At 57.6% G+C, this 23,611-nt stretch carries 21 protein-coding genes and 1 tRNA gene; 9 read left to right on the top strand and 13 right to left on the bottom strand.

Features of this window, described 5'->3' with window-relative positions:
* Positions 1 to 16: 16 nt before the first annotated feature.
* The 7 genes from ACQKP2_RS07530 to ACQKP2_RS07500 form a co-directional block, all read right to left on the bottom strand.
* The gene (locus ACQKP2_RS07530) at positions 17 to 1,594 is read right to left on the bottom strand and encodes an ABC transporter ATP-binding protein (RefSeq protein WP_427575631.1); all 1,578 of its coding nucleotides are present in this window, start codon (positions 1,592 to 1,594) and stop codon (positions 17 to 19) included.
* A 15-nt stretch (positions 1,595 to 1,609) separates the two neighbouring features.
* The gene (locus ACQKP2_RS07525) at positions 1,610 to 2,632 is read right to left on the bottom strand and encodes an ABC transporter permease (protein WP_427575629.1); all 1,023 of its coding nucleotides are present in this window, start codon (positions 2,630 to 2,632) and stop codon (positions 1,610 to 1,612) included.
* Positions 2,632 to 3,693: a microcin C ABC transporter permease YejB gene (locus tag ACQKP2_RS07520; RefSeq protein ID WP_427575628.1), complete on the bottom strand. Its 1,062-nt coding sequence runs from the start codon at positions 3,691 to 3,693 to the stop codon at positions 2,632 to 2,634. Before ACQKP2_RS07520 ends, ACQKP2_RS07525 begins: the two co-directional genes overlap by 1 nt.
* The gene (locus ACQKP2_RS07515) at positions 3,693 to 5,561 is read right to left on the bottom strand and encodes an extracellular solute-binding protein (protein WP_427575626.1); all 1,869 of its coding nucleotides are present in this window, start codon (positions 5,559 to 5,561) and stop codon (positions 3,693 to 3,695) included. The genes ACQKP2_RS07520 and ACQKP2_RS07515 overlap by 1 nt, the downstream gene beginning before the upstream one ends.
* Before the next feature lie 133 nt (positions 5,562 to 5,694).
* Complete coding sequence (locus ACQKP2_RS07510) at positions 5,695 to 5,976, bottom strand: peptidylprolyl isomerase (protein ID WP_015094906.1); 282 nt, start codon at positions 5,974 to 5,976, stop codon at positions 5,695 to 5,697.
* A 106-nt stretch (positions 5,977 to 6,082) separates the two neighbouring features.
* Positions 6,083 to 6,964 carry a lipase family alpha/beta hydrolase gene (locus tag ACQKP2_RS07505; RefSeq protein WP_427575625.1) on the bottom strand — a complete coding sequence of 294 codons (882 nt, stop codon included), beginning with the start codon at positions 6,962 to 6,964 and terminating at the stop codon, positions 6,083 to 6,085.
* 174 nt (positions 6,965 to 7,138) lie between these two features.
* On the bottom strand, positions 7,139 to 8,224 hold the full coding sequence (locus ACQKP2_RS07500) for a 3-deoxy-7-phosphoheptulonate synthase (protein WP_427575624.1): 1,086 nt from the start codon (positions 8,222 to 8,224) through the stop codon (positions 7,139 to 7,141).
* Between the two features lie 625 nt (positions 8,225 to 8,849).
* Here ACQKP2_RS07500 and ACQKP2_RS07495 point away from each other — a divergent pair.
* The 7 genes from ACQKP2_RS07495 (at position 8,850) to ACQKP2_RS07465 (ending at position 14,984) form a co-directional block, all read left to right on the top strand.
* Entirely contained in the window at positions 8,850 to 9,608 is a 759-nt protein-coding gene (locus tag ACQKP2_RS07495; protein ID WP_427575623.1) for a carbon-nitrogen hydrolase family protein, read from the top strand.
* Positions 9,608 to 10,051, top strand: a complete 444-nt coding sequence (locus ACQKP2_RS07490; RefSeq protein ID WP_427575622.1) for a GNAT family N-acetyltransferase — start codon at positions 9,608 to 9,610, stop codon at positions 10,049 to 10,051. Before ACQKP2_RS07495 ends, ACQKP2_RS07490 begins: the two co-directional genes overlap by 1 nt.
* A 128-nt stretch (positions 10,052 to 10,179) precedes the next feature.
* The gene (gacA, locus tag ACQKP2_RS07485; protein ID WP_427575620.1) at positions 10,180 to 10,821 is read left to right on the top strand and encodes a response regulator transcription factor GacA; all 642 of its coding nucleotides are present in this window, start codon (positions 10,180 to 10,182) and stop codon (positions 10,819 to 10,821) included.
* A gap of 2 nt (positions 10,822 to 10,823) precedes the next feature.
* The gene (gene uvrC, locus ACQKP2_RS07480) at positions 10,824 to 12,647 is read left to right on the top strand and encodes an excinuclease ABC subunit UvrC (protein ID WP_427575619.1); all 1,824 of its coding nucleotides are present in this window, start codon (positions 10,824 to 10,826) and stop codon (positions 12,645 to 12,647) included.
* Between the two features lie 32 nt (positions 12,648 to 12,679).
* On the top strand, positions 12,680 to 13,240 hold the full coding sequence (gene pgsA / locus ACQKP2_RS07475; protein ID WP_427575617.1) for a CDP-diacylglycerol--glycerol-3-phosphate 3-phosphatidyltransferase: 561 nt from the start codon (positions 12,680 to 12,682) through the stop codon (positions 13,238 to 13,240).
* 63 nt (positions 13,241 to 13,303) lie between these two features.
* Positions 13,304 to 13,379, top strand: a tRNA-Gly gene (locus tag ACQKP2_RS07470).
* Positions 13,380 to 13,610: 231 nt separating this feature from the next.
* Positions 13,611 to 14,984, top strand: a complete 1,374-nt coding sequence (locus ACQKP2_RS07465; RefSeq protein WP_427575616.1) for a tyrosine-type recombinase/integrase — start codon at positions 13,611 to 13,613, stop codon at positions 14,982 to 14,984.
* Between the two features lie 287 nt (positions 14,985 to 15,271).
* On the opposite strand, the gene ACQKP2_RS07460 is transcribed toward ACQKP2_RS07465, so the two are convergent.
* Positions 15,272 to 16,183 (bottom strand): LysR family transcriptional regulator, encoded by a 912-nt coding sequence (locus tag ACQKP2_RS07460; protein ID WP_427575615.1) that lies wholly within the window; start codon positions 16,181 to 16,183, stop codon positions 15,272 to 15,274.
* 98 nt (positions 16,184 to 16,281) lie between these two features.
* Between ACQKP2_RS07460 and ACQKP2_RS07455 the strand changes: the two genes are divergently transcribed.
* On the top strand, positions 16,282 to 17,211 hold the full coding sequence (locus ACQKP2_RS07455; RefSeq protein WP_427575613.1) for an AEC family transporter: 930 nt from the start codon (positions 16,282 to 16,284) through the stop codon (positions 17,209 to 17,211).
* Between the two features lie 137 nt (positions 17,212 to 17,348).
* Here the strand turns inward: ACQKP2_RS07455 and ACQKP2_RS07450 are convergent, their stop codons facing one another.
* The 5 genes from ACQKP2_RS07450 to ehuB all read right to left on the bottom strand — a co-directional run bounded on the left by ACQKP2_RS07450 (position 17,349) and on the right by ehuB (position 21,828).
* The gene (locus tag ACQKP2_RS07450; RefSeq protein ID WP_427575612.1) at positions 17,349 to 18,647 is read right to left on the bottom strand and encodes a D-amino acid dehydrogenase; all 1,299 of its coding nucleotides are present in this window, start codon (positions 18,645 to 18,647) and stop codon (positions 17,349 to 17,351) included.
* Positions 18,648 to 18,751: 104 nt separating this feature from the next.
* Positions 18,752 to 19,651, bottom strand: coding sequence for an ectoine/hydroxyectoine ABC transporter ATP-binding protein EhuA (gene ehuA, locus ACQKP2_RS07445; protein ID WP_427575611.1), 900 nt, complete (start codon positions 19,649 to 19,651; stop codon positions 18,752 to 18,754).
* Entirely contained in the window at positions 19,648 to 20,307 is a 660-nt protein-coding gene (gene ehuD, locus ACQKP2_RS07440; RefSeq protein ID WP_427575609.1) for an ectoine/hydroxyectoine ABC transporter permease subunit EhuD, read from the bottom strand. Before ehuD ends, ehuA begins: the two co-directional genes overlap by 4 nt.
* Complete coding sequence (gene ehuC, locus ACQKP2_RS07435) at positions 20,304 to 20,963, bottom strand: ectoine/hydroxyectoine ABC transporter permease subunit EhuC (RefSeq protein WP_427575608.1); 660 nt, start codon at positions 20,961 to 20,963, stop codon at positions 20,304 to 20,306. The genes ehuD and ehuC overlap by 4 nt, the downstream gene beginning before the upstream one ends.
* Positions 20,964 to 21,027: 64 nt before the next feature.
* Positions 21,028 to 21,828 (bottom strand): ectoine/hydroxyectoine ABC transporter substrate-binding protein EhuB, encoded by an 801-nt coding sequence (gene ehuB, locus ACQKP2_RS07430; protein WP_427575653.1) that lies wholly within the window; start codon positions 21,826 to 21,828, stop codon positions 21,028 to 21,030.
* Positions 21,829 to 22,122: 294 nt separating this feature from the next.
* Between ehuB and ACQKP2_RS07425 the strand changes: the two genes are divergently transcribed.
* A complete protein-coding gene (locus ACQKP2_RS07425) occupies positions 22,123 to 23,502 on the top strand; it encodes a PLP-dependent aminotransferase family protein (protein WP_427575652.1) in 1,380 nt (459 codons plus the stop codon).
* The last annotated feature ends 109 nt before the right edge of the window (positions 23,503 to 23,611 follow it).

Here is a 23,611-nt window from a genome sequence, read left to right as displayed (position 1 = left end):
CAGGCCAGGCGCCGGATCATGCCTGCCCCAGATGCGCCGCCGCCAACAGCTCCTTGGTGTAGGGGTGCTGGGGTGATTCGAACACCTCGTGGCTGGCGCCGCTTTCCACGACCTTGCCATCCTTGATCACGATCATGTCATGGGCCAGGGCGCGCACCACCGAGAGGTCATGGCTGATGAACAGGTAGGTCAGGCCATGTTTCTCCTGTAGCTGGCGCAGCAGGGCGACCACTTGCTTCTGCACGGTACGGTCCAGCGCCGAGGTCGGTTCGTCCAGCAGGATCAGCGCCGGCTTGAGCACCAGCGCCCGGGCTATGGCGATGCGTTGTCGTTGGCCGCCGGAGAACTCATGGGGATAGCGATGACGGCTTTGCGGATCGAGGCCGACTTCCTGCAATGCGCGGATCACCGCGGCATTGCATTGCTCGGTGGTCAACTCGCTGTGCACCTCCAGGCCTTCGCAGATGATCTGCTCCACGGACATTCGTGGGCTGAGGCTGCCGAACGGGTCCTGGAACACCACCTGCATTTTCTTGCGCCATGGCCGTAGTTGCTTTTGCGTCAGACCCTCCAGCGCCTGACCCTGGAAACGAATGCCGCCCTCGGAGTCGAGCAGGCGCAGGATCGCCTGACCCAATGTGGATTTGCCGGAGCCGGACTCGCCGACAATGCCCAGGGTCTTGCCGCGCTGTATCTTCAGGCTGATACCGTCCACGGCCTTGAGCCAGGTCTTGCGCTGGAACAACCCGCCGCCGACGGCAAACTGCACCCGCAGATCATCGACTTCCAGTACGTTTTCCCGCTCGTCCCGGGGCAGTGCCTCGCCTTCCGGTTCAGCGTTGAGCAAGACGCAGCTGTAGGGATGCTTCGGCTCGGTGAAGATGGTTTCGCAGCTGGCCTGCTCGACAATTTCGCCGGCCTTCATCACACAGACGCGCTGGGCGATGCTGCGTACCAGGTTCAGGTCATGGCTGATCAGCAGCAGCGACATGCCCAGGCGCTGCTGCAGCGATTTGAGCAGCAACAGAATCTTGCGCTGCACCGTGACGTCCAGTGCAGTCGTCGGCTCGTCGGCGATCAGCAGTTCGGGCTCACAGGCCAGGGCCATGGCGATCATGACCCGCTGTCGCTGGCCGCCGGACAACTGATGGGGATAAGCCTTGAGCCGCTCCTTGGGTTTCTGGATGCCCACCAGATGCAGCAACTCCAGAATCCGCGCCTGCGCGGCCTTGCCCGCCATGCCCTTGTGCACCAGCAGGGTTTCGCCGATCTGTTTTTCGATGCTGTGCAACGGGTTGAGAGAGGTCATCGGCTCCTGGAAAATCATGGCGATGCGGTTGCCGCGCAGTTCACGCAATTTTTTGGTGTCGGCCCCCACCAGCTCCTGGCCGCGATAGCGAATGCTGCCCGTAGTTTGTGTGCCGCAGTCGGGCAGCAGTTGCAGGATGGAGTGGGCCGTCACCGACTTGCCCGAGCCCGATTCGCCGACCAGGGCCAGGCATTCGCCGGGGCGGATGTCCAGGCACAGGTTGCGCACGACGGTCTGGCCGCTGAAGGCCACGCTGAGGTCACGTACTTCGATCAGGTTGGTCATGTCAAACAGTCCGCATCAAGACCGAGGGTCAAACGCATCGCGCAGCGCCTCGCCAATGAACACCAGTAAAGTCAGAATCAGGGCGAGGGTGAAGAACGCTGTCAGCCCCAGCCAGGGGGCTTGCAGGTTCTGCTTGCCCTGACCGATCAGTTCGCCCAGCGACGCACTGCCGGCAGGCATGCCGAAGCCCAGGAAATCCAGGGCCGTGAGGGTCGAAATGGCCCCGGTCAGAATGAATGGCAGGTAACTCAAGGTGGCGTTCATGGCGTTGGGCAGAATGTGCCGCACAATGACTTTGCTGTCGGTCAGGCCCAGCGCGCGGGCGGCCTTGACGTATTCCAGATTGCGCCCGCGCAGGAATTCGGCGCGCACCACATCCACCAGCGCCAACCATGAAAACAACGCCATGATGCCCAGCAGCCACCAGAAATTCGGTTCGACGAACCCCGACAGGATGATCAACAGGTACAACACCGGCAGTCCCGACCATACCTCCAGCAACCGCTGTCCCAGCAGGTCGACCCAGCCACCGTAGTAGCCTTGCAAGGCGCCGGCGGCAATGCCGATCAGCGCGCTGACGAAGGTCAGCATCAAGGCGAACAGGATCGATACCCGGGCACCGAAAATGACCCGTGCCAGCACATCGCGCGCCTGGTCGTCGGTACCCAGCCAGTTCACATTCGTGGGCGGACTCGGGGCCGGTTTGTTCAGGTCGTAGTTGGGTGTGTCATCGCTGAAGGGGATCGGCGGGAACAGCAGCCAGCCGCCGTCTTTCTTGATCAACTGCTGCACATAATCACTGCGGTAATCGGCCTGGAACGGCAGCTGCCCGCCAAATTCCTGCTCGGTGTAACGCTTGAAGGCCGGGAAATACAACGAGCCTTGGTAGCTGACCAGCAACGGCTTGTCATTGGCGATCAATTCGCCGCCCAGCGTCAGCACGAACAGGCCGATAAACAGCCACAACGACCACCAGCCACGACGGTTTTTCCTGAAACGTTCGAATCGACGACGACCTAGCGGAGAAAGCTTGAACATCAGGCATTCCTCGCGGCGAAATCGATGCGTGGATCGACCAGGGTGTAGCACAGGTCGCCCACAAGCTTTATCAGGAGACCGAAGAGGGTGAAGATGAACAGCGAACCGAACACCACCGGATAGTCCCTGGACACTGCCGCCTCGTAGCTCATGCGGCCCAGGCCGTCGAGGGAAAAGATCACTTCGATCAGCAGGGAACCGGCAAAAAATACGCTGATGAAGGCCTGGGGAATCCCCGACACCACCAGCAACATGGCGTTGCGGAAGACGTGACCATACAACACCCGGCGCTCGCTCAGGCCCTTGGCGCGGGCGGTGACCACATACTGCCGGGTGATTTCATTGAGGAACGAGTTTTTGGTGAGGATGGTCAGGGTCGCGAACCCGCCGATGACCAGTGCGGTCACCGGCAGCACCAGGTGCCAGAAGTAATCGGCCACCTTGCCCAGGGTGGACAGCGACTCGAAGTTGTCCGACACCAGCCCGCGCACCGGGAACCAGTTCAGCGACGTGCCGCCGGCGAACACCACGATCAGGAACATCGCAAAAAGGAACGCCGGCATGGCATAGCCGATAATGATCGCGGTACTGCTCCAGATGTCGAAATGGCTGCCATGATGCACGGCCTTGCGGATGCCCAGGGGAATCGACACCAGGTAGGTGATCAACGTGGCCCAGAGGCCGAGGGAAATGGTCACCGGCATTTTCTGCACGATCAGCTCGGTGACGGTGGCGCCGCGAAAGAAGCTCTTGCCGAAGTCCAGGCGTGCGTAACTGGTCAGCATCAGCCACAGGCGTTCATGGGCGGGCTTGTCGAAGCCGTACTGTTTTTCGATGTCCTTGATCAACTGCGGATCCAGGCCACGGCTGGCCCGCGAGGTGCCGCTCATGGACTCGCCCGATCCACCGCCGACGTTGGCTGCGCCAATACCCTGCAAGTGAGCGATGGCCTGCTCCACCGGGCCGCCGGGAGCCGCCTGGACGATGACGAAATTGACCAGAAGAATGATGACCAGCGTCGGAATGATCAGCAGCAGGCGCCGCAGGATGTAAGCCCACATCAATGCGGTCCTCCGGGTCTGCCGCGGCGGATGCGTTCGGCGGTCATTTGCTGGTTGGTCAGAGGTGTGGTGCTCATCTCCCACCAGCTCTCGATGGCTTCGTCATTGCTGGCCTGTACATTGGGAATGCCGAAGCGGTTCCACCATACGGTGGACGTTCCCGGCGGGTAATAGTTGGGAATCCAGTAGTAGTTCCATTGCAGCACACGATCCAGTGCGTGGGCATAGCGCAACATATCGGCCTGGGTGTTGGCGCGCACCAGTCCGTTGATCAGGGTATCGACTGCGGGGTTCTTCAGCACCATGTAATTGTTGGCGCCAGGATCGGTGGCCGAGACCGAGCCGAAATAGTTGAACAGTTCGCCGCCCGGCGAGGTGGTGACCGGGTAGCCGGTGACGATCATGTCGTAATCACGGCTCATCAGACGGTTGATGTACTGGGACGCGTCGATGCGGCGGATATTCAGGTCGATGCCGATCTGCTTCAGGGTGCGTTTATAGGGCAACAGCAGGCGATCCATGCCGTTCTGGCTGACCAGGAACGTGAAAGCCAGCGGCTCGCCCTCGGCGTTGACCAGTTGATCGCCGTCAGGTGTCCAGCCAGCTTGCTTGAGCAACTCCAGTGCCTGCAGCTGTTTGTCGCGGATCAGGCCGCTGCCATCGGTCTTGGGTGCCTGGAAGACCTGGGTGAAGACTTCGTCGGGGACCTGCCCGCGCAAGGGCTCGAGAATGGCCAGTTCACCGGCATCCGGCAGTTGCCGGGCCGCCAGTTCAGTATTGGAAAAGAAGCTTTGTTGGCGGATGTACATATTGCGCATCATCTGCCGGTTGCTCCACTCGAAATCCCACAGCATGGCAAGCGCCTGACGCACCCGGCGGTCCTGGAACATCGGTTTTTGCAGATTGAACACAAAGCCCTGGCTCGCTTGCGGTGCCTGGGTCGCCAGGTGAGCCTTTTGCAAGCGACCGTCGCTCAGCGCCGGGCCTTCATAGCCGATGGAGTAGCCGGTGGCGGAGAACTCGCGGTTGTAGTCGTAGGCACCGCCGCGCAGGATCTGGCGGGCAACGTCGGTATCACCGAAATACTCGATGCTGAAATGGTCGAAATTGTAGAGGCCACGGCTGACCGGCAGGTCCTTGCCCCACCAGTCGGCGTTGCGTTCGAACGTGATGCTGCGTCCCGAATCGACCTTGGCCACCTTGTACGGACCGCTGCCCAGCGGTGGTTCGTAACCGCCACCTCCGGCGAAATCACGGGTTTTCCACCAGTGCTCGGGAAACACCGGCAGGGTGGCGATATCCAGTGGCAGGGTACGGTTTTCGTTGTTTTTGAAGTCGAAACGCACGGTCAGGGGCGACTCCACTTCGACACCCTTGACGTCGGCGAATTGCGTGCGATAACGCAGGCTGCCCTGGGTCATCAACAGATCGAAGGTATAACGCACGTCTTCGGCGGTGATGGGCTTGCCGTCGGCAAAACACGCCTTGGGGTTGAGGAAGAAGCGCAGGGACAAGCCGTCATCGGAACGTTCCATCTTCTGCGCGACCAACCCATAGACCGTGTAGGGCTCGTCCAGCGAACGCTGGGCCAGGGGCGAATAGAGCAGGCCATCGATCTGCGTGACGCCGATGCCTTTGTCGATGTACGGCGAAACATGGTCGAAAAAGCCGATTTCGACCGCCGAGCGGCGCATCGTGCCACCCTTGGGTGCCTGTGGGTTGGTGTAGTCGAAGTGACTGAAGCCGGCCGGATACTTGGCCGGTTCGCCGTATACGGTCAATGCATGTTGTGGGGCGGCGCTCACACCGGTGGCGCCCCACAGCAGGGCCATGGCGGTGAAGAACACAGTAGGGAAAGCCAGTCGCATTGTCAGCCTTGGAGCCGGGTGGTCGTTAACGACAAGTTGTACGCTAGCGGCGCGTCCCTCGCCAGCCGAATTCATATCCGAAACACAACGGCCCACCAAAAGGCGGGCCGTTGTGGCTCAAAGCCGGGGCTGATCAGTCCTGGCGGCTGGTCACTTCCAGCAGGTGGTAGCCGAACTGGGTCTTGACCGGACCTTGCACGACGTTGAGCGGTGCGCTGAAGACCACGGTGTCGAATTCCTTGACCATCTGGCCCGGACCGAACGAACCCAGGTCACCGCCCTGGCGGCTGGAAGGGCACGTGGAGTTGGCTTTGGCGACTTCGGCGAAGTCTGCACCCGCCTCGATTTGGGCCTTGAGTTCATTGCACTTGGCTTCGCTGGCGACGAGGATGTGGCGAGCAGTGGCACGAGCCATGGGGAATTACTCCTTTGGATGTTCGATAAAGTGGCGAGCCTACCGGATTCAGTGGGCGAATTCTCCTCAAAGTTCCATTTCACGCGGCCTGGATGGCCGATGCTCGTCAAAGACCGGCATTTTTCAGACGTTCGGCGTGTTGCACATACAGGTCGATGGGGTCGATGCCATGTCTGGCGGCAATGCCTGGCTGACGCAGAGTGGCCAAGTGATCCAGTGGATAGTCGGAGCGAATGACCTTGCCCAAATGAGAGCTGAAGCGTCCGACCAGGCCATCGTTCTGCCCGATTTCGGTGACAAAGAAACGGGACAGGGCACACAGGCAGGCGTGTACCGGGTCAAGGGTGTTGAGTCCGCCATCGGGCAGGTTGTTCTGCAGCACGCCGCTCCAGGAGTAATAGCCCACGCCGTTGACCTTTTCGCGGCCTTCACCGCCTCGGATTTCCGGCAGCCCCTGCGGGTACTTGTCGTTGAACGTGGCCACGCCTTCGGTGGTCAGGGCGTTCAGCGCGGCGATGGCGTTCTGCTGCATCCCGCGCTCTGCGCCCATCAATGAAAGAAAGTTCGCAAATAGAATTGCGACTTTTTCGGCAACCTGTTCCGGCAATCTTCCGGGCGTGAGGGCCTTGCGCAGGACGTCGGCGACCTCTGAACCCTGGTTCGGGCCGCTGACGGATGTGACTGAAGCGACAGCCGTTGGCGCAATCGCTGCTGCATAACGAGCGGCCAACGCGCCTTGGCTATGACCGAAGAGATTGACTTTGTCGGCGCCAGTGCGTTCCCGCACCCGTTCGATTTGCGCCAGCAACTGCGCACCTCGTGCTTCGTTGCTGTGGGTTGCCGACAGCTGTGGCACGAAGACTCGCGCACCAGCGTTTCGCAAGGCCTGTCTGACGTCATGAAAGAGTGAGATGCTGCCTATCACGTCGAAGCCCAGCAGCCCGTGAACCAGCAGGATTGGATAGTGAGTCTGTGCATTCCGTTGCATGTTTTTGTCCTTGTTCAGCAGTCAGGGAAATTGCCCTGCGCCTCACTCTAAAACACTCGGATGCCAGCGCGGCGTGTGAAAAGGCCGCGCTGATCGGGCGAAAGCGGATTAAACAATCGCCGAAAAATCAGGGCTGCCAGCCCCCGTCATAGAGGCTGGGCAGCGGTGCAAGATTCATTGATGTCCAGTGATGCGCTGCGCACGTAGCCGTTCCGCTGTCTGGCGCAGGAGATGTTCGGTGTCGCTCCAGCCCAGGCAGCCATCAGTGACCGAAACGCCGTATTCGAGCGACGGACCCAACGGCTGGCAGCCTTCGAACAAATGACTTTCGATCATCATGCCGATCAGCGATCGATCACCTCGCAAGCGCTGTTCAAGCACATCGTTGAACACCAGCGGTTGACGTAGCGGGTCTTTACCGCTGTTGGCGTGACTGCAGTCGACCATGATACGGGGCGGCATTTTGAGTCGGGTCAAGTCGCTGTGCACCTTGGCAACGCTGGCGCGATCGTAGTTCGGGCCATTATGACCACCACGCAACACCAGATGGGTGTCCGCATTGCCCGGCGTCTGAATGATCGCCGGGTGTCCCTGGCTGTCGACACCGAAATGGCGGTGCGGATGAGCCGCCGAACGCATGGCGTCACTGGCCACCGTCACACCACCGTCGGTGCCGTTCTTGAAACCGACCGGCATGCTCAAGCCGCTGGCCATTTCGCGATGAATCTGTGATTCGGTGGTGCGCGCTCCAATGGCCACCCAGCTGAGCAGGTCGTCGAAGTAGCCGGCGGCCATCGGTTGCAACAATTCGGTTGCCACCGGCAAACCCAGCATGAGCATTTCACGCATCAGCTGACGGGAAAGGGTCAGGCCCCCCGCCATGTCATCACTGCCGTCCAGATGCGGATCGTAGGCCAGGCCTTTCCAGCCAACCGTGGTGCGGGGCTTTTCGACGTACGCGCGCATGACCAGCAGCATTTCTTCGCTGACGTCATTGGCCAGGCGGGCCAGGTTGGCGGCGTATTCAAGCGCGGACTCGGGGTCGTGGATCGAGCAGGGACCGACAATGACCAAAAGACGGGCGTCTTCGCCGTCGAGGATCGCGCGAACCGCATGGCGATGGGCGGCGACTTGTCGGCTCAACGCGTTGGTGAGCGGCAGTTGTTGTTTGAGTTGCAACGAGCTGGGCAGACGCAGGGTCAGTGCTTCATTTGCAGGGTTCAAGGTGGACAGTGGCAGAGCAGAAACGGACGAGTTCATGTTCGGGCTTCCTGGGCTGGTGGCGGGTGCATTCCCCGCGCACTCGGCCCTACAAGGGTGTTCGACAATTGGCCGGATTGGCTGTGTGTGTTGACTTGCCACCTGTAGGCGACCGATCGGAGGCGGCAGGCTGTCCCGAGCGGAGGGTGGTAAATCGCCAGGCGGTAAAACTGTCGTAACGGTAATAAGTGGCGTAGTTCATTTTCTTGATCCTCTGAATGTCTGGTGCGATGCAAAAATGTAGGGGCCAGAAAAAACAAAACCCCCGGTCGGGAGGCCGACCGGGGGTTGAGAATTCTCTGGTGGCGACCCGTTCAAATTGGGCGCCGTGTGGGTATCAGGCGCGCCAGTGGCTAAACCAATACCCAAAATAAAAGCTGACCGGAGCACAAGCCTTTGCCACTCGTGCAGCCGCAACCGAGCGCGAGGCGCTGGCGGTACGAAGCGGTGAAAGGGCGTTGAGCATGCGAGATCTCCGATGGATGCACCGAGCTTACTAGAGCCGGATGCGAGGATTCAATCAGAAAATGCTATCGGACAAAGAAGCGTGTTCTATCGATCGGGTGCCCGGAAGGTTGTGACACACTTCGTGCCCGCTCACCGCATAACGTCATCAGGACAGACCATGACGCCACTGATTATTGCAGCTGCCCAATCGACTTCAATCGCCGGCGACCTTGCCGGGAACATTGCCCGGCATCAACGTTTCATTCGCCTGGCGGCGGAGCATGGCGTGCAACTGCTCGTATTTCCTGAACTGTCATTGACTGGCTACGAAGGCAGGCTGGCGGCGGAGCTGGCTGTGGCACCGGAGGCTGTCGTGCTTCAACCGTTGCGGGACATGGCGCGGCAAGCCGGCGTAACGACTGTGGTGGGAATGCCGATTCGCCTTTCGGACAATGCAGCGGTGCAAATCGGTGCACTGGTGCTGGGCAGCGATGGCTCTCTAGGGGTCTACAGCAAGCAGCATCTGCATCCGGGAGAGGAGGTCGCGTTTGCTCCAGGCGTCGGAGGCCAGCCGTTGAAGATCGGCACCGATACGGTTGCATTGGCCGTGTGTGCCGATTTCTCCCATGCCAGCCATGCGGTTGCGGCCGCGCAACAAGGGGCAGATGTCTATGCCGCGGGGGTGCTGATCACGGAGCCAGGCTATGCCCCGGACACGGCATTGCTGCAGGGCTATGCCGCAGACCATGAGATGGCGGTGCTGATGGCCAACCATGGTGGCGCAACCGGAGGCTGGGCGTCCGCGGGACGCAGTGCAATCTGGGGGCCAGACGGCTCCCTGGTTGTCGCCGCTTCAGGTACGGGCGACCTGATGGTCATTGCCCGGCGCGATGCCGAAGGCTGGACCGGGCAACTTGTGACGCTGACGGAGGCCTGATGAAGTATGAATGGCGCGAGGCGACGGACCGCGACCTTGAATTTGCCCGCGACCTGACTCGCCGCAACATGCTGCGCTACTACATCGAGCATGACCTGCTGTGGCAGGACCAGGCGTTCGATGTGGGCTGGAAGGGGCGCGAGAACCGATTGATCATGCAGGGTGACCGTCGGGTGGGGTACGTCAGTCTGAGCCGCGACGCCAGGGCCTTGTACATCCGGGAGATACAGGTTGTCGAAGCGTTTCGCGGGCAGGGCGCCGGTTCCTGGGCGATCGATCAGGTCTTTGCCATGGCGTGTCGGGAGCGGCGCCCGGCACTGCGATTGACGGTGTTTGAAAACAACCCGGCGCGAGCGTTGTATGAAAGAAAGGGATTACAGGTGGCAGGAAAGGATGAGTGTTTCTTCAGAATGCAGCGCGATGTCAACGGGCCAGCGCTCTGAAACTCGCGGGCTACACGGCTTTCAAGATAAATGGAAACTTTTTAAATGACGCTTTCCGCTAGGTCTGCCGGAAGCTTTTTTGCTAAGGTGTCGGCAACCCCAATAAGACCATATCACGAGGTGTCTGCTTGATTAGGGTGCTGGTGGTCGATGACCATGATCTCGTTCGTACAGGCATTACACGAATGCTCGCTGACATCGATGGCCTTCAAGTAGTCGGCCAGGCCGAGTCGGGGGAGGAATCCCTGCTCAAGGCGCGCGAGTTGAAGCCCGATGTGGTGTTGATGGACGTCAAGATGCCCGGTATCGGCGGACTCGAGGCGACCCGCAAGCTGTTGCGCAGTCATCCGGATATCAAGGTTGTTGCAGTCACTGTCTGCGAGGAAGATCCGTTTCCCACTCGGCTGCTGCAAGCCGGTGCCGCGGGCTACCTGACCAAGGGGGCAGGATTGCCGGAGATGGTCCAGGCGATCCGCCTGGTGTTTGCCGGGCAACGCTATATCAGCCCGCAAATTGCCCAGCAACTGGCGATCAAATCCTTTCAGCCCACCAATGACTCGCCTTTCGACGCCTTGTCCGAGCGGGAGATTCAGATTGCATTGATGATCGTCGGATGCCAGAAAGTCCAGATCATCTCCGACAAGCTGTGCCTGTCGCCCAAAACCGTAAATACCTACCGTTACCGCATTTTCGAAAAGCTTTCGATCAGCAGTGATGTCGAGTTGACGCTGCTGGCGGTTCGTTACGGCATGGTTGATGCCAGCCTCTGAAAATGACTGAAAAATTTGATCCAGGCGCGTTTCTGTCGACTGTCAGTGGGCGCCCCGGTGTGTATCGCATGTTCGATAGCGATGCGCGCCTGCTTTATGTCGGCAAGGCCAAGAATCTCAAGAATCGCCTGTCGAGCTACTTCCGCAAAACCGGTCTGGCGCCCAAGACGGCTGCGCTGGTGGCGCGTATCGCCCAGGTTGAAACAACCATCACGGCCAACGAAACCGAGGCCTTGCTGCTTGAACAGACCCTGATCAAGGAATGGCGGCCGCCGTACAACATCCTGCTGCGTGACGACAAATCCTATCCCTACGTATTCCTGTCCGATGGCCGGTTCCCGCGATTGAGCATTCATCGCGGTGCGAAAAAGGCCAAGGGCAAATACTTCGGCCCGTATCCCAGTGCCGGGGCGATTCGAGAAAGCCTGAGCCTGCTGCAAAAGACGTTCTTCGTTCGCCAGTGTGAAGACAGCTATTACAAGAACCGTACGCGTCCCTGTCTGCAATACCAGATCAAGCGCTGCAAGGCGCCTTGTGTCGGTCTGGTCGAGCCCCAGGTGTATGCCGAAGATGTTCGACACTCGGTGATGTTCCTCGAAGGCCGCAGCAATGCGCTGACCGACGAATTGTCGGCAGCCATGGAGGAGGCCGCGATCAACCTGGAGTTCGAGCGGGCCGCCGAGTTGCGGGATCAGATCGCGTTACTGCGTCGGGTCCAGGATCAACAGAGCATGGAAGGTGGGACCGGTGATGTCGATGTGATCGCGGCGTTCGTCAATCCGGGAGGTGCCTGCGTCCACTTGATCAGTGTGCGCGGTGGACGGGTGCTGGGAAGCAAGAACTTCTTCCCGCAAGTCGGTATCGAAGAAGATGTTTCCGAGGTCATGGCGGCGTTTCTTGGGCAGTACTTCATCAGCAGTCCTGAACGCGACCTGCCGAGTGAACTGATCGTCAATGTGGTCCACGACGACTTCCCGACACTGATTGCGGCTATCGAAGAGTTGCGTGGTCGCGAATTGACCATCAGCCATCGAGTACGCGGCACGCGCGCGCGCTGGCAACAGTTGGCAGTGACCAATGCCGAGCAGGCCCTGGGGGCTCGCCTGGCGAATCGGCAACACATCACCGCACGCTTCGATGCGCTGGCCGAAGTGCTGAACCTGGACGAGCCGCCCCAGCGTCTGGAGTGCTACGACATCAGTCATTCCAGCGGCGAGGCGACGGTGGCGTCCTGTGTGGTGTTCGGTCCCGAAGGCCCGCTCAAATCCGATTACCGCCGCTACAACATTGAAGGCGTGACAGCCGGGGATGACTATGCGGCGATGCATCAGGCGTTGACCCGACGCTTCAGCAAGTTGAAGGACGGGGAGGGCAAGCTGCCGGACATCCTGCTGGTGGACGGCGGCAAGGGGCAGTTATCGATGGCCCGCGATGTCCTCAATGAACTGGCGGTACCCGACTTGATTCTGCTGGGTGTGGCCAAGGGGGCGACGCGCAAGGCGGGTTTCGAAACCCTGTACCTCAACGATGCCGCCCATGAGTTCACCTTGCGCGGTGATTCTCCCGCGCTGCACCTGATTCAGCAGATTCGTGACGAAGCTCACCGCTTTGCCATTACCGGGCACCGGGCTCGTCGTGGCAAAACCCGTCGTACGTCTACACTTGAGGGGGTTGCCGGCGTCGGGCCGACACGCCGCCGCGATTTGTTGAAACATTTTGGTGGATTGCAGGAGCTGTCTCGTGCCAGCATCGAAGAGATCGCCAAAGCACCCGGGATCAGTAAAAAGCTCGCAGAGTTGATTTATGCAAATCTGCACAGCGAGTAGAATGCCACCTCACCTCGTAGCCAGTTGTGCCGATGAATATCCCTAATCTGATTACCGTTCTACGCGTCCTGCTCATACCGATCTTCATTTTGCTGTTCTATTTGCCTTATCAATGGAGCTATCTGGCATCAGCCTCGGTCTTCGCATTTGCCGCTGCCACCGATTGGCTGGACGGCTACCTGGCCCGCCGCCTGCAACAGAGCACGCCATTCGGGGCCTTTCTCGATCCCGTTGCCGACAAGCTGATGGTGGCCGTTGCGCTGGTACTGCTGGTGCAGGAGCACGGTAATTTCTGGCTCACACTGCCGGCTGCCGTGATCATTGGTCGTGAGATCGTGGTGTCCGCGCTGCGCGAGTGGATGGCCGAACTCGGCGCCCGTGCGCACGTCGCCGTATCGAACCTGGGCAAATGGAAAACCGCTGCACAGATGCTGGCACTGGTGATCCTGCTGGCCAATCCATCCGATTTCAGCTTCTGGGTGTTGTTGGGCTACGCCTTGTTGATGGTTTCTGCCGGCCTGACATTGTGGTCCATGGTCCAGTATTTGCGGGCTGCCTGGCCACATCTGAAGACCGACGTTGAAAATAAATAAAACTTTTTTGAATCAAAGGGTTGACGGGGCTTCTGGATTCTATAGAATGCGCCACACCAAGACGCGGGAATAGCTCAGTTGGTAGAGCACGACCTTGCCAAGGTCGGGGTCGCGAGTTCGAGTCTCGTTTCCCGCTCCAAGATGTCGGTTTGCAGAGGTCCACTGGATGCTGCAGGCCTTGAAAATAGAGGCTTCGGCCTCTTTTTTCGTTCCGGCAAATTCTACCGAAATCTACCTGCAGCCACGAATTTTAAGTACATCAATAAGTACATCGAAATTCGGGTTTCATGCGTAGCCCTTTCCAGATAGATGATGCATTGCCGGAAGCCGTACATCTCTCCTCAAACGATCGAGACGAGGAGATGTGTTCATGCCTTTGACTGATACGGCCGTTCGCAACACCAAGCACTACGGAAAAGACTATACCCTCAAGGATATGGACGGGTTGTACCTGTTCGTTGGCGCCAAGAGTGGGAAGAGCTGGCATTTTCGTTTCTATTGGCTTGGCCGGCAGGTTCGAATATCGCTGGGAAGTTATCCGGAAATTTGCCTCAAGAAAGCCCGATTGGCTCGAGACCAGGCGCGGACCTTGGTTGCACAAGGCATTGATCCTCGCGCAGTCAGAAGGGAAGAGCGCCTGGCAGCCTGCGCAGCGGTTGAGAACTCCTTTGCTGCCGTATTCCTGGCTTGGCGCACATTCAAGGCTGTCACCCTCCATACAGGCCGCCAGAGCACTCTTTCTCAGATCGATCGTATCTTTGCCAAGGACGTAATGCCCTGGCTAGGCAAGCTTCCTATCGTCGAGATTTCTCGTCAGCATCTGATTGAGTTGTTACGCAAGATCGAGGGGAGGCAGGCGTTTACAACCGCGGAAAAATGCCGGACCTGGTTCAATCAGTTGTTTCGATACGCCATGGTCGAGAAAGGGCTCATGTCCAACCCAGCGGCAGACCTCGATATAGTCGCGCTTCCCAAGCCTCCTGTGTCGCACAACCCGTTTTTACGTATGGAGGAGCTACCGCTGTTTCTCCAGAAACTGCGTCGTTACCCAGGCAGCACTACTACGCAGTTAGGCCTGAGGCTCCTTTTTTTAACGGGGGTGCGGACGGGGGAGCTGCGGGCGGCACTGCCGGGGCAGTTTGATCTTGATCGGGGAATCTGGACCATTCCTGCCGTGATCGTAAAGCAGTTGCAGACTCGCCAGCGGAAAGAAAGCAACACCATTCCACCGTACATTGTTCCGCTGTCACGACAAGCGATAGAGATCGTTAGAGAGCTTTTGAAACTCAAGCGTCCGGCGCAGCACTACCTGATTTCCCATCGCAACGATCTGTCCAAACAGATCAGCGAGAATACGCTCAACGCTGCGTTGAAGCGCATGGGCTATCACAGCCAGCTTACAGGGCACGGCATCCGTGCGACGCTCTCTACAGCATTGAACGAGCTTGGCTACGACGAAAAATGGGTGGATGCACAATTGTCGCACGCAGATCCGAATCAGATTCGTGCAACCTATAACCATGCAATGTATGTCGAGCAACGGCAGAGGATGATGCAGGATTGGGCGGACCAGCTTGATCGATGGGAGCGAGGAGAGAAGGGGGTTGTTGCTGCTCCGGTGTCCAATCTATCGGGTGAGTTGGACATGATTGCCGAGTACCTGAAAAAACTGTCAGCAGGTGGAAGTCCAATGATCGGCCGGGCCTTGGGGCGTGAGCGCGCAATATCAGTCCGCAGACTCTGATGTATCGATCACATAGATGTAGTGGTCAATTTATCCCTGAAATGATGTTAGTTTTTCTTCGGAGTGAGCTGGCACTTCAACGCAGGGTTTGAGTGCCAGAAACGAAAAGAGGGCCACTATGATACTTGGGTAGCGATTTCATGATTTTACGCCATCGTCTTAAAACACGCTTCCAACTCCACTCCATAAAGCTCAAGTAATTCATCTACTTTAAAAGACTTTCCAGTAGTGGTGTGAGACCCATACCGCTTTCTCGACAGCTTATTTGGAATCAGGGTTGAATAGCATCAGGCAAGAGCAGAAGTATCGGAGTGTGTTTCTGCTGCGCAAGCGCCTACATGGCGCAGAAAACTGACCAGGCAGGGGTTATCATTTTGACGGTTCCATACGATCCCGAACTCCACGCTTGGTGCCTGTGGGATCGGTTTGAAGATAACCCCAGGAATCTGCATCTTTCGCATCGCCAATGGGACTACTGATACACCCATGCCTTCTGCGACAAGGTTGACGATGGTTTGTTGCAGGTGCGGCTGTATTCGAATCCGCGGTTCGAAACCTGACCGTCGGCAATAAGCAAGCACTGTGTCGTGCAGTAGTGGGGCGATTGTCCGCGGTGAAAGAATGAAGGGGGCGTCTTTGAGTTGGCCAACATCGAAGGCATCAGCTGTTGCTTGTGGATGATCAGCAGGTAATGCGATACACAGCGGCTCGTCGTGGAGAGGGAAGTAACAGCTATTTTCCTCATCGGATACCTTAAAGGTGAGAGCCAGATCAGTGTCCCCGGTTGTTACCGCCTTCTCCATGTCTTTGGGCAGCAGCTCGTTGAGTTCCAGTCGTACCTCTGGAAAGGTATCCGTATAGCGTTTGATCAACGCAGGCATCAACGTCCAGGCTGCGACGGAGGTAAAGCTCACACGAAGCTCGCCGCGTTCACCCCGGGCGCTTGCTCTTGTAGACCGAATCGCAAGCTCCAGCGCGGCTACTACCGACTTGGCGTGCGCTTGAAAATCCAACCCTGCCGCAGTGAGCGTGACTGCTCGCGAATGCCGAGCGAACAACATGACCCCCAGTTCTGCCTCAAGCGCCGCGATCTGGCGGCTCAGCGAGGGCTGAGTCAAATGCACGGCGGTTGCCGCTTTACTGAAATGCAAATGCTCAGCCAAGGCGAGAAAATTTCGAAGCTGGCGTAATTCGATCATCTATGCGTTACGCGTATTGTTGGATAGCTCAATTGTCATTGGACTGCATGAATTGTCAATCGTACGCTTATCTGCCCAATCGATATCCAAGAACTCAAGTGACTACAGTTTTTTCCATCGTTTTGCCCATCTTCGCGCTGATCTTTTTGGGGTACGTCTGCCGAAAAACTAATCGCTTGGGTGAAAGTGCAGCTTCAGAAATCAATCGGATGGTGGTGTGGCTTTGCCTGCCAGCACTCATTTTTAAGGTCACTGCCACCGCGACCTGGAGTGAAATCTGGCAACCCGCGTTCATTTTCACTTTCAGCGTGGGGTGCTTGATGATGTTCTTCACCACGCTCTTCTGGCGACTGGTCCAGCGCCGCCCCCTTGTCGAAGCCAGCATTGATGGTTTGAGCGCGTCGTATGCCAATACAGGCTATATCGGGATTCCGCTTTGTCTTCTGGTATTCGGCCACTCTGGGCTGGAGCCAGCGCTTATTTCGTCTCTGATTGTGGTGTGCGTGCTGTTCGCTATCGCGGTGATTTTTGTTGAGATCGGCCTGCAGCAAGAGACCAGCATCGGCAGCGCGGTACTCACCGTACTCCGTGCCTTGGTGAAGAACCCGATGGTGTTATCACCCATTCTTGGTGCTGGCTGGGCACTGACGGGTTTGGGGCTGGCCAAGCCTGTTTTGCATCTGCTGGATATGCTCGCTGCCGCAACCACTCCTTGCGCACTTATCTCGCTCGGTTTGTTCCTCGCAGAAGAGCAGGAGGGAAATCAGCAAGGTGCGTGGCCCTTGGTCATCATCAAACTCATCGGGCAGCCTTTGCTAACCTGGTACTTGGCCTTCAAAGTTTTCGAGCTACCACTGATGTGGGCGCAGGCTGCTTTGTTGTTGAGCGCACTTCCCACCGGCACGGGGCCTTTTATGCTGGCAGAGTATTACAGGCATGAAGCTGGTGTGGTGTCGCGAAGTATTCTGCTCTCGACTCTGTGCTCGATGGTGACGTTGTGCGTTTGCCTCTATTGGCTTGGCGTTTGACTGAGTTTTAATGGGGGGCGTTGGGGCACTCCCCAGGCTCTTCAGGCACACACGATCGACTGCTTCCGAGTATAGGGGCAGCCGATCAATGAAAAACCTATCCTTTCCGCAGGTCTCAGAGTGTAGCGTCTACCGATTCAACTGGCCCGTGCGGCTCGTTCGCCCGCATTCTCCGCGGCGTCATTCGCATACCGCGACAAGTCGAAGCCCTCCGTGCGGATGGCTGACTTCTTTCTGGAAAGCATGTCGGCAAGCAGTCGTCCGGAGCCGCAGGACATAGTCCATCCCAGTGTTCCATGACCGATGTTCAGAGACAGGTTCCTGAATTTTGTAGGTCCGATGATCGGGGTTCCATCCGGTGTCGCGGGGCGCAGTCCTGTCCAGAAGGTGGCGTGTTCCAGGTCCCCACCACCTTGGAACAAGTCGTTGGTCACCATCTCCAGTGTTTCCCTGCGTAGCGGATTCAGTGAAAGATCGTGCCCCATGAGTTCCGCCATGCCACCTACGCGAATACGCTTGTCAAAACGCGTAATGGCGACCTTGTAGGTTTCATCCAGGATCGTTGAAGTGGGTGATCTTTCAGGCTCGATGATGGGGATGGTCAACGAATAACCCTTGAGCGGGTATATCGGTGCCTGAATGCCCAATGGCCTCAACATCTGTGGGCTGAAGCTACCCAAGGCCACGACGTAGTGATCGGCGGTCTCCAACTGCCCATTGATGCGAACACCGGCAATGTTGTCGCCAGCAACCTCGATGCTTTCGACCTGCTGATTGAACCGGAATTCCACACCCAGATTCGTCGCGATCCTGGCCAGTTTCGAGGTGAACATCTGGCAGTCGCCAGTCTGGTCGTTTGGAAGCCGCAAGGCTCCGCTCAGCTTGTGTTTGACATGCTCAAGCGCTGGCTCTGCACGACCAATGCTGTTGCGGTCGAGAATTTCGTAAGGGACGCCAGAACGTTCCAGCACCGCAATATCCTTGGCGGCGTTGTCAAACTGCGCCTGAGTGCGGAACAGTTGCATCGTTCCCAGCTGTCGAGACTCGTAATCGATGCCGGTTTCAACTCGTAGTTCGTCCAGACAATCGCGGCTGTATTCGGAGAGGCGAACCATGCGCTCCTTGTTTACAGCGTATCGGGCGGCGGTGCAGTTTCTCACCATCTGGACCATCCACAAGTACTGGTCGAGATTGGTAGTGGGCTTGATCGCCAACGGCGCATGGCGCTCGAACAACCATTTGAACGCTTTCAACGGCACACCCGGTGCCGCCCAGGGAGAGGCGTATCCGGGGGATATCTGTCCCGCATTGGCGAAACTGGTTTCAAGTGCCGGGCCGGCCTGGCGGTCGATCACCGTCACTTCGAAGCCTTCCCGCGCCAGGTAGTACGCACTGACTGTGCCTATCACGCCACTCCCCAGTACCAGAACACGCATTTCAGTTCTCCTACAACGTTATAGGCGTCATCCCGAAGTGCCTTTAGAAGTGGCGGACCTCCGGGATGATCGCAAGGGCATTGATCTATCTCAGTATTCGGGCTTTAGTTCGCCTCGCGGACGGCACTCAGGAAAGCTTTTGTGCGTTCCTGCTGCGGATTTGTAAACAGGGCCTCAGGCGTGCCCTGTTCATGGATCCGCCCCTGGTGAAAAAAGCAGACGCGGTCGGCAAACTCTCGGGCGAATCCCATCTGGTGGGTAACCATGAGCATGGTCAGGTTATGTTCCACGCCCAAATCGCGGATGACATTCAGCACCTCACCGCACAGTTCGGGGTCGAGGGCAGAGGTGACCTCGTCGAACAACATGATTCTGGGACGCATGGCCAACGCCCGCGCCATTGCTACTCGCTGCTGCTGGCCCCCGCTGAGTTGCGAGGGGTAGTTGTCCATCTTGTTTCCTAAGCCGACTTTTTCCAGCAGCGTGGCGGCGCGCTCTTTTGCTTCGGCGAAGGGAATGTTCAGCACTTGTACCTGTGCTTCGACGACGTTCTGCAGCGCTGACATGTGCGGGAAAAGGTTGAAACTCTGAAAGACCATGCCGATCTTGCCGCGTACCCGACGCACATGACTGACGCTAGGAGGAATGGCATTTCCACGCTTGTCCAGCATGTAGTTAAGCGGTTCGCCATCGATGTGAATTTGCCCTTCATCTATTTGTTCAAGCGTCATCAAGGCGCGCAGGAGTGTCGACTTGCCGGAACCGCTTGGGCCAATAATTGCCACCTTCTCGGCGGGTTTCACCGCCAAGTCGAGGTGGTCCAATACGGTGATGTTTCCGTAGCGCTTAGTCACATTGCGCAGTTCGACGATGGGCGATGCATGCTCGATCAAAGGCACGCCTTGAGAGTGTTCGCGTTGAGTGACGGCCGCACCACTGTCCGGAATTGACGATAGAAAGCTAGGTTGAGCTGACGGCGTCGAATGGGAGAGATGTGTTGTCATTTTTGGCGCTCCAGGCGGTATTCCACTTTTCGGACGGCGTAAGAAAGTGCGATGGAAATAATCAGGAAGAACACACCAACCAAGGTAATCGGCTCGAGAAAGCGAAAGCTTTCCGATCCCAGGTTCTTCGCCTTAAGCATGATTTCCACCACGGTTATCGCGGAAAGCACGGGGGTTTCTTTGAGCATCGCAATCAGGTAGTTGCCCATGGGCGGCAGAATGGGCTTGAGTGCCTGCGGGATGATGATGCGGCGGTAGGCTGTCGAGGCTTTCATGTTGAGCGCGGTCACAGCCTCCCATTGTCCTTTCGGAACACTTTCCAAGCCGCCGCGATAGACTTCTGACAGGTAGCAAGCGTAATGCAACCCTATCCCTATCAAGCCTGCCTGCATGGCCGACAAGTTGATTGAGAAGCTTGGGAAAACAAAGAAGATAAAGTAGATCTGGATGAGCAATGGGGTGCTGCGCATGAATTCGACGAACAAGCTGGCAGACCAAGCTAGCGCCCTGATGCTGCTGCGCCTGGCCAAGGTCAGCAGAAAACCGACCACGACGGCGATGCAAAAGCCCAGAACAGTGATCTGCAAGGTCTTGACCGAGGCCAGGAGCAATTGCGGGAGAATTTCCCAGGCGTAACTCCAGTCGAAGATGGTCATTGCACACTACCTCCCATGCGCCCCAGGTGAACACGCTTCTCCAGCCTGCGCATGAACAGATTGATGATTTGCGCAAGGATGAAATAAATCAGCAGTGTCACCGCATAAATTTTGGTGGTTTCAAAGGTCACCTGATCCAGCTGTCTTGATCGGAAGGTAAGGTCGGCCAGAGTGATGAGTGACAGCAGCGAGGTGTTCTTCAACAATTCGATCAACAGATTGGTGCCGGGCGGAATGGCGGCGACCATGGCCTGTGGCAGGATGATTCTGCGAAATTGCGAGAACCGTCCGAAGTTCAAGGCAATGCATGCTTCGTACTGCCCTTTGGGGATGGCCTTGAATGCCCCTCGCATGATTTCCGCGCCATACGCACCGATATGCAAACCCATCCCGAGAACGGCAACCTGGTAGGGCGTCAGTTCGATGTTGAAGGGCGGTAGCGGCAATACAAAGAACAGCCAGAACAGTTGAACGAGTAACGAAGAGCCCCTGAATACTTCGACGTAGGCAACGCAGAGCCAGCGTACCGGGCCCCAGACGGAACGCCGCCCAAGTTCAGAGATAATAGCGGCCGGAATGGCCAATAGGGTGCTCAATACAGTTACCTGGATGGTGACCCAGGTGCCCTGCAGGAGAAGCGGCAATAGTTCGCCCATTTATCATGCTCCAGTTCAAACGGTAAGCCACGGTGTCGCACCGTGGCCACGCATGCCCAAGACGTCAGGATTTTCCGCAGACCTGTGCGGCGGTCTTGTCTGGAAGGTTGGAGGTGTCGAACCCGAACTGCCCGACGGTCTTGAGATGGTCCTCGCTGCCGAGCCATTTCTTCAACTCCGCGTTGAACGCGTCCCGAAGGGCGCTATCGGCGGGGCGGAATGCGAGGGCACCGTAGTTGATGTGGTCAGGGCTGTCCTTGAAGTCCTGAACGGCTTCGACTTTGTCCCGACCCTTGTCTGCGATGCCTTTGATGGTTAGCTGGGTGCTTACCGCCGCATCCGCGCGTCCGGCGAGGATGGCTTGCAATTGTGCGGTAGCGTCCGGAACCTGGAGGATTTGCTCATCATTGATACCCGCATCCCTAGCATATTTTGTGTACACCGATCCTGCGAGCATCGCCAATCTGGCGTCCGGATTTTTGGCCACATCTTCGTAACTACGCAGATTCTTTGGGTTGCCTTTGGCAACCAGGAAGGTGTCAGTGATTTTGTACTGAGGATCAGTGAATATGACCTGCTTGCAGCGAGCAGGTGTGATGTACATGCCGGCGGCAATGACATCGAACCGTCCCGCGGTAAGACCGGGGATCAATGCACCCCATTCGGTCAGTACGCCGGTGGTTTGGTCGATACCAAGGCGCTTGAATATCGCCTTGGCGATTTCTGGAGATTCGCCTGTCACCGAACCATCGGTTTGCGTGTACGCGAACGGTGCTTCGCTTGCATAACCGATGCGCACCGAGCCGCTCTGGGTGAGGCTCTCAAGGGTTGTTGCCTGGGACGTCAGAGGGATAGCTACAACCATCCAGGCGGTGAGGATGGCTGAAGTGATACCGTTTTTTCTTGTATTTGTACTACTCATTGCACAACTCCTTTAGTGATCCGTGTACGGCATAGGAGGCAGTATTTGAGTGTCGGTAATGGTCGATCTGCGCTGGATCGACGATCAGGAAAACCGGTACCTGTGGTGCCGGCGGTGAATGTCCGGACGCAATTCGAGCATACCCAATCGGTTTCAGATGGATAATGCTCTAGGGCATTACGCCATTTGTCGCAGGCTATCGATCATCAACTGACCCCAAAGTGAGGTGCATGCATGCTGGAAGTGTGGCGAGCAGCATTGGATAATGCCGAAGAAGGCGAATCCAAATACAAGACCCTGGTTAGGGCTATCGCCGAGGACATCGAGCAAGGTCGGTTGAGCGAGCTGCAACGTCTGCCGTCTCAGCGTCAGGTCGCCCAGGCCTTGGGCATCAGCGGGCAGACTGTCACCAATGCGTATCAGGAGCTCGAGCGCCTGGGCCTGCTGCGATGTGAAGTGGGGCGTGGCAGTTATGTGTCGAAGCGGGTCACCAAACATATCACCACTTACATCCTCGACGAGTCACAACCCACCATTGCAGATCTCTCGACTGCCACCCTGATGCATGATCGCGAGCACGATCTGCGCTGGCGCGAGCTTTGTGCGCAGATGAGTACTGAGATTGATCAGCCTTGGTTGCGTGCCTGTCGTCCCATCGCCGGTTTCCAGGCACACCGGGAGGTGGCTAGCGCCTGGATCAGTAGGCATGGGCTACAGGTGGAGCCCTGCCGGGTCATGCTCACCAATGGCGCGACACACGCCCTGCATATAGCGCTCGCATCGATCACCAGTCATGGTGACCTAGTGGCCTGCGAGAACTTGACCGATCACGGCATCATTGGCAGTGCCCAGGTCGTTGGCTTTACTCTCAAGGGATTGGAAACGGACCAGTACGGAATCAAACCGGAAGATTTCGACGACCTGTGCAGCAATGATCGCGTTACGGCATTGGTCTGCACGCCGAACCTGAACAATCCCACCAGCAGCATCATGCCCGACTCCCGGCGCAGGGAAATTGCCGAAATTGCGGCCAGCCACGGAGTGTTCGTCATCGAAGACGATGTGTATGGGCCACTGGTAGGAGCAGGTAGCCACACACCGATCAGTCAGTATTTACCTGATCTGTCTTTCTATTGCACCAGCCTCACGAAGTCGGTGATGACCTCTCTTCGCGTCGGCTTTCTGGCCGTACCGAAAAGGGCTTCGGCCCGGGCTGAAACCGTGCTGAGAATCACCAGCTGGATGACCAATCCGATCATGGCGGAAATCGCTAGTCGCTGGATACATAACGGCACCGCCGACCACTTAATTGTCCTGCAGCGCAAGCTGATCAAGGCGCGTCAGGAAATGATCACTTCGTACTTGAAGGAATACATCCTGGCGCAGCAGCCCTGTGGGCTGATTGTCTGGTTACGTGTGCCACCTTACTGGGGCATGCAGGCGCTGGTACAAAAGTTGCGCGAGCAGGGAATCGCAGTAACGTCCTCCGAACCGTTTACCGTGCCTGGCTGCAAGGCACCCAATGCCATCAGGATTTCCATTGGCGCGGAGTACAACGATTCGCGCATGCACGAAACGTTAGCTTTGATTGCCCGGACATTTGCGTCTGTCTCCTGAACAGAGAGATATCGCGGGTGAGTTCACCCGTGATGTCCATTATCTTTCCAGTTTTCATTCTTGCGATGTTGATTTCCCGCATTTTTAGGGGTGGGCCTTTGTGTGCCTG

This window comes from Pseudomonas sp. NPDC089569, from assembly GCF_050280625.1.
GTDB lineage: Bacteria > Pseudomonadota > Gammaproteobacteria > Pseudomonadales > Pseudomonadaceae > Aquipseudomonas.
This window is presented reverse-complemented; position numbering and strand designations above follow the sequence as displayed.

Excerpts from the sequence above, each read along its gene's own strand:
- ehuC (WP_427575608.1), bottom strand. The coding sequence starts at position 20,963 with ATGGGCGAACTATTGCCGCTTCTCCTGCAGGGCACCTGGGTCACCATC.
- ehuD (WP_427575609.1), bottom strand. The coding sequence starts at position 20,307 with ATGACCATCTTCGACTGGAGTTACGCCTGGGAAATTCTCCCGCAATTG.
- ACQKP2_RS07465 (WP_427575616.1), top strand. The coding sequence starts at position 13,611 with ATGCCTTTGACTGATACGGCCGTTCGCAACACCAAGCACTACGGAAAA.
- ACQKP2_RS07515 (WP_427575626.1), bottom strand. The coding sequence starts at position 5,561 with ATGCGACTGGCTTTCCCTACTGTGTTCTTCACCGCCATGGCCCTGCTG.
- ACQKP2_RS07495 (WP_427575623.1), top strand. The coding sequence starts at position 8,850 with ATGACGCCACTGATTATTGCAGCTGCCCAATCGACTTCAATCGCCGGC.
- uvrC (WP_427575619.1), top strand. The coding sequence starts at position 10,824 with ATGACTGAAAAATTTGATCCAGGCGCGTTTCTGTCGACTGTCAGTGGG.
- ACQKP2_RS07530 (WP_427575631.1), bottom strand. The coding sequence starts at position 1,594 with ATGACCAACCTGATCGAAGTACGTGACCTCAGCGTGGCCTTCAGCGGC.
- ehuA (WP_427575611.1), bottom strand. The coding sequence starts at position 19,651 with ATGACAACACATCTCTCCCATTCGACGCCGTCAGCTCAACCTAGCTTT.
- ACQKP2_RS07525 (WP_427575629.1), bottom strand. The coding sequence starts at position 2,632 with ATGTTCAAGCTTTCTCCGCTAGGTCGTCGTCGATTCGAACGTTTCAGG.
- ACQKP2_RS07510 (WP_015094906.1), bottom strand. The coding sequence starts at position 5,976 with ATGGCTCGTGCCACTGCTCGCCACATCCTCGTCGCCAGCGAAGCCAAG.
- ACQKP2_RS07500 (WP_427575624.1), bottom strand. The coding sequence starts at position 8,224 with ATGAACTCGTCCGTTTCTGCTCTGCCACTGTCCACCTTGAACCCTGCA.
- ACQKP2_RS07490 (WP_427575622.1), top strand. The coding sequence starts at position 9,608 with ATGAAGTATGAATGGCGCGAGGCGACGGACCGCGACCTTGAATTTGCC.
- ACQKP2_RS07520 (WP_427575628.1), bottom strand. The coding sequence starts at position 3,693 with ATGTGGGCTTACATCCTGCGGCGCCTGCTGCTGATCATTCCGACGCTG.
- ACQKP2_RS07450 (WP_427575612.1), bottom strand. The coding sequence starts at position 18,647 with ATGCGTGTTCTGGTACTGGGGAGTGGCGTGATAGGCACAGTCAGTGCG.
- ACQKP2_RS07505 (WP_427575625.1), bottom strand. The coding sequence starts at position 6,964 with ATGCAACGGAATGCACAGACTCACTATCCAATCCTGCTGGTTCACGGG.
- ACQKP2_RS07460 (WP_427575615.1), bottom strand. The coding sequence starts at position 16,183 with ATGATCGAATTACGCCAGCTTCGAAATTTTCTCGCCTTGGCTGAGCAT.
- ehuB (WP_427575653.1), bottom strand. The coding sequence starts at position 21,828 with ATGGTTGTAGCTATCCCTCTGACGTCCCAGGCAACAACCCTTGAGAGC.
- pgsA (WP_427575617.1), top strand. The coding sequence starts at position 12,680 with ATGAATATCCCTAATCTGATTACCGTTCTACGCGTCCTGCTCATACCG.